The following is a 12,614-nucleotide window of genomic DNA, read 5'->3' on the forward strand; positions in this document are numbered from 1 at the left end:
TTGAAGAAATGTACTACCTGGTTGAGAAAATATATCCAGCCGCATGGCCAGCTATAGTGAGTAGCTTGTAGCAAAAGTCTTGGACATAACTTTTAAAATAAACGCCGATATTGAATTCATTTCTGCATGTAACGGTATCGCGGGCACTGACTATCAGCGGGCAATGGCCTCAAGCGGCTGCAATGGGGTTTTGCGCTGTTCTGGCTCTATGGCCTGTGCCAGCCAGTCCCAGTCGAGCAGGGGGGTGTCGGCCTTGAAGCGCTGATAGGCGAGGCCCTTGTCGACCGTCAGGAACAGGGTGGTCGGCAAGCCGATGCGGTTGATATAACGCACCATCACCTCACCCCGGTAGCTGGTCAGCCGCTGCTGCAACTGCTGCAGGTTCAATCCTTTCGCCTGCCCTGCTTCATCCCAGATCTCAAACATGGTCATGTCCTTGAACGATATGGCAATACTGTTTCCAAAAGCGGGCCCACAGGCAATTGTCAGATCTGACAGTGTCAAATGGATAGATGCGTGAAAAGCGAAAACCCGGCACTAGGCCGGGTTTTCTTGAATGATGGTGGAGGGAGAAGGATTCGAACCTTCGAAGGCAGAGCCGTCAGATTTACAGTCTGATCCCTTTGGCCGCTCGGGAACCCCTCCACAGGGGTACTACACAAATTGTTCAGGAATATGGTGGAGGGAGAAGGATTCGAACCTTCGAAGGCAGAGCCGTCAGATTTACAGTCTGATCCCTTTGGCCGCTCGGGAACCCCTCCACGGGGTATTTTCCTGATTGTTGCACTTGAATGGTGGAGGGAGAAGGATTCGAACCTTCGAAGGCAGAGCCGTCAGATTTACAGTCTGATCCCTTTGGCCGCTCGGGAACCCCTCCCCAAGTGCGAGGCGCATACTATCAGATCTTCGCTCTTTGTGAACCCCTTGCGGGCATATCTGGCGACAAAAAAGTATCATTCGGTCATTTTTTGATATTTGTCGCTCATTTTTCACGCTTATCAACGACTTCCCTGCTGCTGTCTGGCATTGATCAGGATGGTGGCGAGGTGTCGCACCAGCCGGTTGCCATCAGGCAGCGTTTTATACTGAAAAATTCACCTTATTTTGTAAGTGTGATGGCTGACCGCTTCACTGATGGACATTGCTGCTGCCGCATTTTACTCTCGCCATGTTATTCAACTGTTAACATGGATTGTGGACTTCTCCTATGCAGGCTCTCGATATCGCCGTGTTGCGCGGCCAGTTCCCCGCTCTCAATCAGCTGGTTGAAGGCAAAACCCCCGTTTTTTTTGACGGCCCCGGCGGGGCCCAGGTGCCACACGCCGTGCTCACGGCCATGACAGATTACCTCGGCCGCTTCAACGCCAATCTGGGCGGCCCCTTTTTCTCGGCCAGGGCGACCGAGCAGCAGGCCCTGCGGGCCAGGCTGGCGGTGGCGGCCTTGCTGGGGGCGGAGCGGGCTGAAGAGATAGTGTTCGGCGCCAACTTCACCACCCTGACCTTTGCGCTGAGTCGTGCCTTGGCCAGAGAGTGGCAGGCGGGGGACGAGATTATCGTCAGCGCGCTCGATCACTACTCCAACGTCTCCAGCTGGCAGCAAGCGGCAGCGGATCGCGGCGTGGTAGTGCATCAGGCAAGAGTAGATGTGACGACCGGGGGGTTGGACTATGCGCATCTGTTCAGCCTGCTCGGGCCCAAAACCCGGCTGGTGGCGGTGACGGCGGCCTCCAACACCACAGGCACTCTGGTCGATATTCCGCGTATCGCCGATGCGGTGCACGGGGTGGGGGCCCTGCTCTATGTAGATGCGGTGCACTTTGCGCCCCATGAGCGCATCGACGTGCAGGCCTGGGATTGCGACTTCCTCGGTTGCTCCGCCTACAAGTTTTTCGGCCCGCACCTCGGCATCCTCTTCGGCAAGCATCGCCACCTGGCGCATTTCACCCCCTACAAAGTCGAGCCGGCCAAAAATGTGGCGCCCTACAAGTGGGAAACCGGTACCCAGAGCTGGGAGGCGCTGGCCGGAGTAGAAGCGACCGTAGAGTATCTGGCCTCCTTGTCCGGGCTGGACGGCACTGAGCATGAGCTGGAAGCTCGCCTCGATCTGGCGTTTGCCCGCAGCCAGGCCCATGAGCGGCAGCTCAGCGAGCATTTGCTGGCCAGGCTGGTTGAGCGCCCCTGGTTCACCCTGCACGGCATTCAGGGCAGCAAGGGGCGCACTCCTACCTTCGCCCTCACTTCAAGCCGGCATAGTCCGGCCGAGATGGCCGAGTTTCTGGGGCAACATCAGGTATGCAGTTGGGCCGGCCACTTCTATGCCTTGGCGCTGGTGGAGCAGCTGGGGGTGAGCGACGGTGTACTGCGAATAGGCTGCATGCACTACAACACCTCGGCGGAGATTGATCGCCTGTTCGCCCTGCTCGACGATATGCCGCATTGAAACAACACAGCCCGGTCAGGCCGGGCTGTGTCACCTCATTTGTCTGCTAGCGTCCCACGATGGCGTGATGGATATCCTGCAGCGGCAGGACATGGCGAGCGGCGCCGAGCTTGATGGCCTCCTTGGGCATGCCGAAGACCACGCAAGAGGCCTCATCCTGGGCGAAGGTATTGGCGCCTGCCTCCATCATCTCGCGCAGACCGCGTGCACCGTCATCCCCCATTCCGGTCATGATGATGCCGGTGGCATTGCTGCCGGCAAACTTGGCCACCGAGCGAAACAGCACGTCCACCGAAGGGCGGTGGCGGTTGATGAGGGGGCCGTCCATCACGTCGACGTGATAGTAGGCGCCGCTGCGCTTGAGCAGCATGTGCTTGCCGCCGGGGGCGATGAGCGCGAGCCCGGGGATCACCCGATCATTGCTTCTGGCCTCCCGCACCTCTATCTGGCACAGGTTGTTGAGCCGCTCGGCAAAGGAGGCGGTGAACTTCTCCGGCATGTGCTGCACGATGACGATGCCGGGGCAGACCCGGGGCAGGGTAGTCAGCACGGCCTCCAGCGCCTGGGTGCCGCCGGTGGAGGTGCCGATCGCCACGATCCGCTCCGTAGTCTGGGCCATGGCATGCTGGCTGGCCGGCGCCATGATGGCGTCGGCATTGAGCTTGGGGGCGACCGTGGTGGACTGGGTTCTGACTTGGCGTCTGACATTGGCCTGGGCGGCGGCGCGCACCGCCATGGCCAGCTCCTGCGCCGACTCCTGCAGAAAGCTTTTCAGACCGACCGTGGGCTTGGTGATGATGTCGACGGCGCCGGCGGCCATCGCCTGCAGCGTGGTTTCCGCCCCCTTCTCGGTCAGGGAGGAGCAGATCACCACTGGGGTGGGGTGCTCGGCCATGATCTTGGTGAGGAAGGTGATGCCATCCATACGTGGCATCTCCACGTCCAGCACGATCACGTCTGGCCACTCCTTCTTCAGTTTCTCTTGTGCAAACAGCGGGTCGGAGGCGGTGGCAATCACCTTGATATCGGGCTCCTGCTCGAGAATGGCCTGCAACACCTGCCTCACCACGGCGGAATCATCCACCAGCATGACTCTTATCTGTTTCATTCCCGTCCCCTTAGCGGTGTGGCAAGCGATGATGACGTACCCAGACATTGCCGTTGGCCAGCTCGAAAATCAGACTTCTGTGTCCCGCATGGCCAAGATGGTGGGCCTTGATGGTCAGGCCCAGGTGCTGGGTCAGCTGCCAGGCCGCCTTGATGTTCTTGATGGCCACATTCATGGTGTTGAGCGTTTGCTGTTCGATAAACATGTTGCCGCCGCCAAACAGCTTGACCTCGTATTCGTGGATGGGGGCGGGGTGCTTGCCTATTTCGTGGATAAACAGCTGGATTGCCTCATCGGCATAACGACCGTCCAGACCCGGTGCGCTGTGGCCGCGGCTGGGCAGCATGTAATGGCACATGCCACCTCGCTTCTGCTCCGGATGCCACATGGTAATGGCCACGCAGGAGCCAAGATGGGTGCGGATGATGGCGTCATCCTGCCCAAAGAAGAACTCGCCCGGTTGCAGCATGACCTCTTTCATACTGAAAAAACTCAAGGTTTCAAATAGATGGAAGGGGATACCAGTTGCAGGCCGTGGGGCAGGCCGTTCAGGCTCTCGGCGTGACTGACGATGAGGTAGCCCCCTTTTCTCAGGCGCGGCACCAGTCGCTGCAGCACCTGTCCCTTGGTTTCCCGGTTGAAATAGATCATCACGTTGCGGATCAGGATGACATCGAACAGCCCGATGTCAGGCAACTCCTGATTCAGGTTGATATGGTAAAACTGCACTTTCTCGCGCAGCTTGCGATCGATGATGAAGGTGCCTTCCTGAAAGCCGACCCCCTTCAGGCAGTACTTCATCAACAATGGCAGCGGGATGTTGTGGGCCCGTTCGATGGGATAGAGCCCCGTTCTCGCCTGTTCCAGCACCCGGGTCGAGATATCCGAGGCGATCACTTCCCAGTTACCCAGCTCCAGATGGTCGGCCAGGGTCATGGCCAGGCTGTAGGGCTCTTCGCCGGAAGAGCTGGCTGCGCTCCAGATCCGAACCATCCGCTCTTTTGGCAACTGGCGCAGTACCTTGTTACCGAGAAATTCGAAGTGCTTGGGTTCGCGAAAAAAGTAGGTCTCGTTGGTGGTGAGCAGATCGAGCGCAATCTGCAGTTCACTGCCGCGGTTGTGCATGATCAGGCTGAAATAGTCGCCATAGCTCTCCAGCTCATAGTAACAGAGCCGTTTTGACAATCGGCTGGCGACCAGGGCCTTCTTGGCCGGTGACAGATCGATCCCCGCCGTCTGGTGGATCCAGCGTTGAAACTGCGCAAATTCATCATCATGCAACTGGGTCTGATACAAGGAAGGACTCCCGAAACAAACGGGATGCGGGTGAGTTCCACTCACCCGCATCCGGGTTAGAAGCGAACAAAGTCGCCGTCATTGTGGGGCCGGGGCAGGTTGCCATTACCCTCTGCGGCACTGTTCTCGAGCATGAAGCGGCCACGGGGGCCGGTACGGGTGGCTGCCACCTTCTGGCCGGCATTGAGCTTGTGCCGCTCGAGGGTGAAGAACTCCATCGCCAGTTGCAGCTGTTCGGCCTGGCTGCTCATCTCCTCGGCAGTGGCGGCCAGCTCTTCGCTGCAGGATGCGTTCTGCTGGGTCACCTGGCTCAACTGGTTCATGGCGATGTTGATCTGGCTGACGCCGGTTGACTGCTCGGCGGAGGCGGCGCTGATCTCCTGCACCAGATCCGAGGTCTTGTTGATGGAGGGCACCATCTGATCGAGCAGGCGTCCCGCTTTCTCCGCCATGTCGACGCTGCTTGAGGCCAGCTCGCCAATCTCCTGGGCCGCTACCTGGCTGCGCTCCGCCAGCTTGCGAACCTCGGCGGCCACCACGGCGAAACCCTTGCCGTGATCGCCAGCCCGGGCCGCCTCGATGGCGGCGTTGAGGGCCAGCAGATTGGTCTGGTAGGCGATGTCATCTATGATGCCGATGCGCTTGGCAATCTGCTTCATGGCATCGACCGTGAGCTTGACCGCCTCGCCGCCTTCCACCGCCTCCTTGGCCGCCTTGCTGGCCATGCCATCGGTAACCTGGGCGTTGTCGGTGTTCTGGTTGATGCTGGCGCTCATCTGCTCGATGGAGGCGCTGGTCTCCTCCATGCTGGAAGCCTGCTCGCTGCTGGACTGGCTGATGGACTGGGCGGTGGCGCTGACCTGCTCGGCGGCGCTGGAGAGGTTGTCGGATGCCCCCAGCACTTCGGTTACAATGTTGGTAAGCGAGACGATGGTCTGGTTGAGGGAGTCCTTGGTCGTGCCGAATACACCGGGATAATCGGCCTCTATGTGTTGGGTCAGATCCCCGCGCGCCAGTGATTGAACCACCCTGATCACGTCGTTGAGACTGGTGTCGATCACCTCGGCGATACGGTTTATCCCCTCCCCAAGGTTCTGGAAGAAGCCGCTCTTGCCGGTGAGATCCATGCGGCGGTGCAGTTCGCCATTGATGACGGACTGGACGATTTCCGACATCTCCCGCTCGATGGCGACCTCCTTGGTGCGATCCGACCACTCGACCACGGAGCCCAGCCGCTCGCCATCGTCGCCGAATACCGGGTTGGCGATGAGGGCGAAAGTGCGTCCCCCCAGCATGATCTGGGTACGATAAGTGTTGTTCAGCTTGGCCAGCATGCTGCGTTGATGGCCCGGATTCTTGTGAAAGCTGTCGATGTTGGCGCCCATCAGATTGGCCGAGTTGAAGTGGTGCAGCTCCTTGCGGATGTCGGTTTCGGCCTGGCCCAGCATTTCCCTGACCGCTTCGTTCATGTAGATGATGTTGAGATCGGTATCGGCGATCATCACGTTGGTGCTGGCCCCGTCGAGCGCCTTCTTGACTCGCAGACTTTCGGCGGCCGCCTGCTTGGCGGCGGCATTGGCGGCTTTCACTTCATTCTCGATGGCGATCTCCTTGGTGCGGTCGGCCCACTCCACCACGGAGCCGAGCCGCTCGCCACCGTCATTGAAAACGGGGTTGGCGATCAGGGAGAAGGTGCGACCTCCGACCGTGATCTGGGTGCGGTAGGTCTTGTCCAGCTTGGCCAGCATGTTGCGCTGGTGGGAGGGCTCCTTGTGGAAAGTATCGATGTTCTTGCCCATCAGGTGCCTGACGTCGAAGCTCGGCAGATCCTTGCGAATATCCGACTCTGCCAGTCCCAGCATGGCCAGCACGGCTTCATTCATGTAGACGATGTTCAAATTGGTATCGGCGATCATCACATTGGTCGAGGCACCATCCAGCGCCTTGCGCACTCGCAGGTTTTCTTCGTAGAGCGCCTGGTTGGCCTCGCGGGCGGCGAGCGCACTGCCAAGGCGATCTCCCAGCAGCCCCAGTACGGCATTGAACTCCTGGCAGAGCTCCTTGAGAGGGCCGGTGAGCGTGTCCAGCTCTAGCTGGGCGGACTGTTTGCCTTGCTGGAGCCCCTGAGCCAGGGTGCGGGTTGCACCAGTCAACTGGCGCAGTTGTTCCTGCAGCAAGGCATGAGCATTGCCGTTGCCAAACAGATTGCCAAAGAGTGATTGAGTCATGGGCCTTATCCTTGTGCGACATGTCATTGCTGTGTGGTGGAGCGAAACGCTGATTTATGTTGTTGTCATGGCGTTTGTGGTTTTTGTTCCAGCAGCCGTTCCTGCTGTTGAGTCAGCTCGCTGAGCTGGGCCATCTCGTCGATGGAGAGCACCTTCTCGGTATTGATGAGAATGACGAACTTGCCGTTGACCTTGCCCATGCCGCTGATGAAGTCGGCCCGGATACGGGCCCCGAAGCTTGGTGGCGGCTCAATCTCGTTGCAGGGGATGGTCAGTACCTCGGAGACGGAGTCCACCACCACGCCTATGTCCTGATTGCCGTGTTCCGGGTCGTCCGGGTGCACGTTCTCGATGATCACGATGCAACTGCGGCGAGTGATGCTGGAGGGGGCATTGCCAAAACGGGCGTTGAGATCCACCACAGAGACGACGGCTCCCCTCAGGTTGATCACACCCCGGATAAAACTCGGCATCATGGGGATGGGGGTGATGTTGCCGTATTCGATGATCTCCTTGACCCCGAGAATGTTGATGGCAAACATCTCGCCGTTGATGAGAAAAGTCAGGTACTGGGCATCACCCTGATTGTCATGTACCAGCGTGCCAGGCTGGGCGACCACTTCGGTAGACATGCTCATGAGGCTCTCCGGTTAAAAGCGGACAAAATCGGTTTCGTCAACCTGCGGTTGCGCAGCCACATTGCCATGCAACGGGGGCTGGGCCGGCATCACAAACTTGCCTCTGGGAGGCACCCCCTTGTGCAGATTTTCGACCTGTCTGGGTGAGCGGCCGCTGCCTTGCAGGGAGAAAAAGTCCATGGTCTGCTGCAGCTCGTTGGCCTGGGAGCTCATCTCCTCCGCGGTGGCGGCCAGCTCCTCGCTGCTGGCAGCATTTTGCTGGGTCACCTGATTGAGCTGGCTCATGGCCAGGCTTATCTGGTTGGCGGCGCTGGCCTGTTCCCCGGAGGCGGCGTTGATCTCCTGCACCAGATCCGAGGTCTTGCGAATGGAGGGCACTATCTTGTCGAGCAGACTGCCCGCCTTCTCGGCGGTATCGACGCTGCTTGACGAGAGTTCGCCTATCTCCTGCGCCGCGATCTGGCTGCGTTCGGCCAGCTTGCGGACCTCGGCGGCGACCACAGCAAAGCCTTTGCCATGTTCACCGGCCCTGGCCGCCTCAATGGCGGCATTGAGCGCCAGCAGATTGGTCTGGTAGGCAATGTCGTCGATGATGCTGACCTTGCGGGCGATCTGCTGCATCGCGGCAACCGTCTGTTGTACCGAACGGCCCCCTTCGGTGGCCTCCAGTACGGCGCTGCTCGCCATGTTGTCGGTCACCTTGGCGTTGTCCGTGTTCTGGTTGATGCTGGCGCTCATCTGTTCGATGGAGGCGCTGGTCTCTTCCACGCTGGCCGCTTGCTCACTGGTGGCCTGGCTGAGGGACTGGGCCGTGGTGCTGACCTGATTGGAGGCGTTGGTCAGGTTGTCGGCGGCGTTGCGTACTTCCTCGATGATGGCGGTCAGTGCGGCGATGGTGCTGTTGAGACCATCCTTGGTCTGACCGAAAATTCCCGGATAGGGCTGCTCAATCTTCTGGGTGAGGTCACCCTGCGACAGGGCGGTGGCAATGCGCATCACGTCGTTGAGGCTGGTGTCGGTCACGTTGGAGAGACGATTGAGCAGTTCGGAGAGGCGCTTGATGTAACCCTGCCGTCCGTCCAGTTCAATCTTGTAGCTGAAATCCCCCTGTTCGACGGCGGCGGTCACCAGCGTTTCTATGTCGATAATGAGGGACGTCAGCTTGTTGACCATGTTCTGCATGGCCAGCAACAGCTGGCCGGCTTCATCGTGGGCTCCGATGTCGATGGTGACGTCGAGATTGCCGTCCGCCAGGTGGTTGGCAACCTGCAGGGCCTGGTTGATGGGGGAGATGATGCTGCGAATGAGGACGATGCCAAACCAGGCTGCAGCCACCATGCCGGCGGCGACCACAGCCATCATGGTAAGCAGCATGACGTCATACCAGGCCTGGGCCTGTTCGTATTCTGATTTGGCAACGTCGAGCTGCAGGCTGACCAGCTCGGTTATCTTGCTGCCGATGGGGTCGATGGAGCTATATAGCTTGCCGTCAAACTCATTGAGCGTATCCGCAATGACACCATGCTGATTTGAGAGAAAGGCCTCCAGCCTGGTGATGTCTCGATCCGCGGTATTAAACAGGCTGTTGGCCTCTGCCGACAGCTTCTGTTCGGCTGCGGTCAGCTTGGTGGCCTGATAGTGTTGCCACTCCAGTTTTATCTGCTGCTGGGCATGCTGGATCTGCTGCAACGCCTCCTCGGCGCTGACGAGACCGGCATTGGCCTTGTTGACATTGTCTATGATGGCGACGGCGTAGTTGTCCGAGATGGTTTTGAGCTGCTTGAGCGGCACCACCCGGTCGTTGTAGACCCGTTGCAGCCCCTTGTTGCTGCTATGCATGTTGTAGAGCCCGAGCACACCTACGCCAAACAGCAGCACACAGAGCAGGCAGAGCAGTATGGTGAGTCGTATCTTGATGGTGGAGTTTTTGAACATGTCAGGCTCCTGATGTTAATTGACTCTTGGTTGGGATTGCAGACGTGGAATGGCGTACTGGCTCAGCTGGCCCAGCTCCTGGTCGATGGCATGCTGGATCAGAGAGGGAATATCCAGAATGAGGGCTACCTCGCCGCCACCCAGAATGGTGGAGCCGCTGATCCCCTGCAGGCGCTGGAACAGCTTGCCGAGCGGTTTGATGACGGTCTGGAACTCCCCCAGCAGCTCGTCGACCACCAATCCTGACTTCTTGCCGCCATGGCTGACGACCACGATATTTTCCCGGCGGCCACGGGTTCCCTCGACATCGAAGTAGTGCTGCAACCGGACGAATGGCAGCACTTCACCACGCAGATTGATGTAGTTGCGCCCCTGGGTATCGTCCAGCGCGCTCTGGGTCAGCTCCACGCATTCGATCACCATGTCGAGGGGAATGACGTAGTAAGTGGTGCTGACGCGCACCAGAAAGCCATCGATGATGGCCAGGGTCAGCGGCAGCCGGATCTGTACCCGGGTGCCGAGTCCGGGCTTGCTGTCCAGCTCGACGCTGCCACGCAGGGCCTGGATGTTGCGTTTGACCACATCCATGCCCACACCGCGTCCGGAGAGATTGGTGATGGCCTCCGCGGTGGAGAAGCCGGGCTCGAAGATGAGCTGGTAGATCTCCTGATCCGACAGGGTGGCATTGGCTGCTGCCAGCCCCCGCTCCTGCGCTTTTTGCAGGATCCTGGCCTTGTTGAGGCCGGCACCATCGTCCTGGATCTCGATGACAATGCTGCCGGAGTCGTGATAGGCGTTGAGGGTCAGGGTGCCCCGTGCCGGCTTGCCGGCCGCCAGCCGTTTCTCGGCCGCTTCTATGCCGTGATCCATGGCATTGCGCACCAGATGCATCAAGGGATCGCCGATCTTCTCCACCACAGACTTGTCCAGCTCGGTGTCGCCGCCGGTGATCACCAGCGCTATGTCCTTGTTCAGCTCGTGGCTGACATCCCGCACCACCCGCTGGAAGCGGTTGAAGGTATCGCCGATGGGCACCATGCGCAGGCGCAGGGCACCATCGCGGATCTCCTCGACCAGCATGGCAATGGTGGAATTGGCCTCCTGCAGCAGGCTGTCCCGTGAACGCTGGGCCAGCAGGTTGGCGCCGGAGCTGGCCACGACCAGTTCTCCCACCAGATTGATCAACTCATCCAGCTTGTCGGCGTGGACCCGGACATAACGCCCTTCCTTGTTCTTGTTCTCCTTGCTCTGATTCTGTTTCTTGAGCGCGGCGTCCACCACCACTTCATTGACGGCACCTTGGGCGATCAGGATCTCCCCCAGCTTGTTGGTGTCGGCCTGCGGCTGCTCATGCTGGGCTTGCAGGCCGAGCGCAAGCTCGCTGGCCGTCAGTGCGCCTGTTTTGACCAGCAGTTGCCCCAGCATCTCGTTGTCTTCCGGCAGGGCGTTGATGAGCGCTATGTACTCGGCGATCTTGCTGTGGGGCGGCAAGATGCTGATGAGACAGTCGTCTCGCACGAATTCGAACACGTCGCTCAGGGCACTCTTGTCGGCCTGGGAGTCCAGATCGATCTCGTAGCCGAGGTAACAGCTCTCCGGATCGAACTGTTCCCACTCCGGCAGGGCATGGTGAATGGTCTCGATGGCGCAGAGGGTACCCATGGTACCGAGGTAGCGCAGGAAAGAGGTGGGATCCATGCCGTTGCGCAGCACGTCAGGACCAAAGCGCAGGGAGATGTGCCACAGGGAGGTAGCGCTGACATGACCCTCCTCCTTGCTGACCGGATCGGCATCGGCAGGCTGGGTCCGCTCCGGCAGCGTGGTCTGGTTGCCGCTTTGGTGACGGGCCAGATTGCGCCGTAACTGCTCATCCTGAGCCTGTTCATCCGCACCAAGGGCTTCCCCCTGTTCAGCCACCAGGCTGACCAGGCGTTCGATGTGATCCCGACTCTCCAGCAGATCCCTGATGAGGGGGGCACTTATCGCCAGTTGCTGGTTGCGCACCTGATCGAGCAGATCCTCGACGATGTGCGTGAAACTGACGATGGGTTGCAGGCCGAACAGGCCGGCGGAACCCTTGATGGTGTGCGCCGCCCGGAAGATGGCACCGATGAGCTCGCCATTGTCCGGGTCGTTCTCCAGGGTTAGCAGCGCGGACTCCATCTCCTCCAGCAGCTCGCGCGCCTCGGCGATATAGGTTTGCAGGGCCTGATCAAGATTGATGCTCACGAATGACTCCTTGTCCGCAGAACCGGTTAGGCGTGATCGGCGTGGGGAATGAGGGTGGGATCACCGAAAAAGGCCGCCAGCTGGCACAACTCAAGGGCATCAAGCACGGCATGGCTGTGCATGACCAGATGCAGTGGATAGCCTCCCTGCTGCGCCGTCTTCTTGGCTGCCAGCAGCAGCTGCAAACCGGCGCTGTCCATTTCGCTGATCTGGGAGAGATCCAGTTCCAGCTCCTGCTGGCGATAGAGTAGGGGTGTGAGCGCCTGTTTCAGCTCGGCTGCCGTGTAGATGGTCATCTCGCCCGAGATGGTCACGACACTCTTGTGCTCACCCGTTTCGATTTGCAGCGGCATGAACGCCTCCCGGCTCAGGGCATGATGAGCTTGGCCACGGCAGCCAGCATCTGATCCGGCTGGAACGGCTTGACCACCCAGGCCTTGGCTCCCGCGGCCTGTCCCTCCTGCTTCTTGCTGTCCTGGGACTCTGTCGTCAGCATGATCACCGGAGTGAACTTGTAGCTGGCCAGCTTCTTGGCCTCCTTGACGAAACTGATGCCGTCCATGTTCGGCATGTTGACGTCACTGATGATGAGGTTGATCTTCTTGCCGTCGAGCTTTTTGAGGGCATCCTTGCCGTCACTTGCCTCCATCACCTCGTAACCGGCTCCCTTGAGCGTCATGCCGACGACCTGGCGTATGGTGGCCGAGTCATCCACGATCAGGACTGTTTTGGGCATATCT

11 protein-coding genes and 3 tRNA genes are annotated in these 12,614 nt (G+C 59.6%); 1 reads left to right on the forward strand and 13 read right to left on the reverse strand.

The features are described from left to right. Nucleotides 1–153: 153 nt before the first annotated feature. The 4 genes from BN1143_RS02860 to BN1143_RS02875 form a co-directional block, all read right to left on the reverse strand. A complete protein-coding gene (locus tag BN1143_RS02860; RefSeq protein WP_042049600.1) occupies nucleotides 154–426 on the reverse strand; it encodes a hypothetical protein in 273 nt (90 codons plus the stop codon). Between the two features lie 134 nt (nucleotides 427–560). Beyond that, nucleotides 561–645 (reverse strand) — tRNA-Tyr (locus BN1143_RS02865). Between the two features lie 31 nt (nucleotides 646–676). Continuing rightward, a tRNA-Tyr gene (locus tag BN1143_RS02870) sits at nucleotides 677–761 on the reverse strand. Nucleotides 762–792: 31 nt separating this feature from the next. After that, nucleotides 793–877 (reverse strand) — tRNA-Tyr (locus BN1143_RS02875). A gap of 330 nt (nucleotides 878–1,207) precedes the next feature. On the opposite strand from BN1143_RS02875, the gene BN1143_RS02880 reads away from it, so the two are divergent. Next, nucleotides 1,208–2,440, forward strand: coding sequence for a cysteine desulfurase-like protein (locus BN1143_RS02880; protein ID WP_042049602.1), 1,233 nt, complete (start codon nucleotides 1,208–1,210; stop codon nucleotides 2,438–2,440). A 46-nt stretch (nucleotides 2,441–2,486) separates the two neighbouring features. Here the strand turns inward: BN1143_RS02880 and BN1143_RS02885 are convergent, their stop codons facing one another. The 9 genes from BN1143_RS02885 to BN1143_RS02925 form a co-directional block, all read right to left on the reverse strand. Beyond that, entirely contained in the window at nucleotides 2,487–3,548 is a 1,062-nt protein-coding gene (locus BN1143_RS02885) for a protein-glutamate methylesterase/protein-glutamine glutaminase (protein ID WP_017782069.1), read from the reverse strand. 10 nt (nucleotides 3,549–3,558) lie between these two features. Continuing rightward, nucleotides 3,559–4,029: a chemoreceptor glutamine deamidase CheD gene (cheD, locus tag BN1143_RS02890; RefSeq protein WP_017779177.1), complete on the reverse strand. Its 471-nt coding sequence runs from the start codon at nucleotides 4,027–4,029 to the stop codon at nucleotides 3,559–3,561. A gap of 11 nt (nucleotides 4,030–4,040) precedes the next feature. After that, a complete protein-coding gene (locus tag BN1143_RS02895) occupies nucleotides 4,041–4,844 on the reverse strand; it encodes a CheR family methyltransferase (RefSeq protein ID WP_017779178.1) in 804 nt (267 codons plus the stop codon). A 56-nt stretch (nucleotides 4,845–4,900) separates the two neighbouring features. Continuing rightward, nucleotides 4,901–7,072, reverse strand: a complete 2,172-nt coding sequence (locus tag BN1143_RS02900) for a methyl-accepting chemotaxis protein (protein ID WP_042049603.1) — start codon at nucleotides 7,070–7,072, stop codon at nucleotides 4,901–4,903. A 65-nt stretch (nucleotides 7,073–7,137) separates the two neighbouring features. Beyond that, on the reverse strand, nucleotides 7,138–7,710 hold the full coding sequence (locus BN1143_RS02905; protein WP_017763910.1) for a chemotaxis protein CheW: 573 nt from the start codon (nucleotides 7,708–7,710) through the stop codon (nucleotides 7,138–7,140). A gap of 12 nt (nucleotides 7,711–7,722) precedes the next feature. Next, nucleotides 7,723–9,645, reverse strand: a complete 1,923-nt coding sequence (locus BN1143_RS02910; protein WP_042049604.1) for a HAMP domain-containing methyl-accepting chemotaxis protein — start codon at nucleotides 9,643–9,645, stop codon at nucleotides 7,723–7,725. Between the two features lie 15 nt (nucleotides 9,646–9,660). After that, on the reverse strand, nucleotides 9,661–11,874 hold the full coding sequence (locus tag BN1143_RS02915) for a chemotaxis protein CheA (RefSeq protein ID WP_042049605.1): 2,214 nt from the start codon (nucleotides 11,872–11,874) through the stop codon (nucleotides 9,661–9,663). Nucleotides 11,875–11,900: 26 nt separating this feature from the next. Then, nucleotides 11,901–12,227, reverse strand: coding sequence for an STAS domain-containing protein (locus BN1143_RS02920; protein ID WP_042049606.1), 327 nt, complete (start codon nucleotides 12,225–12,227; stop codon nucleotides 11,901–11,903). Between the two features lie 14 nt (nucleotides 12,228–12,241). After that, nucleotides 12,242–12,610, reverse strand: coding sequence for a response regulator (locus BN1143_RS02925; RefSeq protein WP_005303778.1), 369 nt, complete (start codon nucleotides 12,608–12,610; stop codon nucleotides 12,242–12,244). Nucleotides 12,611–12,614 lie beyond the last annotated feature (4 nt).

Origin of the sequence: Aeromonas dhakensis (genome assembly GCF_000820305.1) — a bacterium.
GTDB lineage: Bacteria > Pseudomonadota > Gammaproteobacteria > Enterobacterales > Aeromonadaceae > Aeromonas > Aeromonas dhakensis.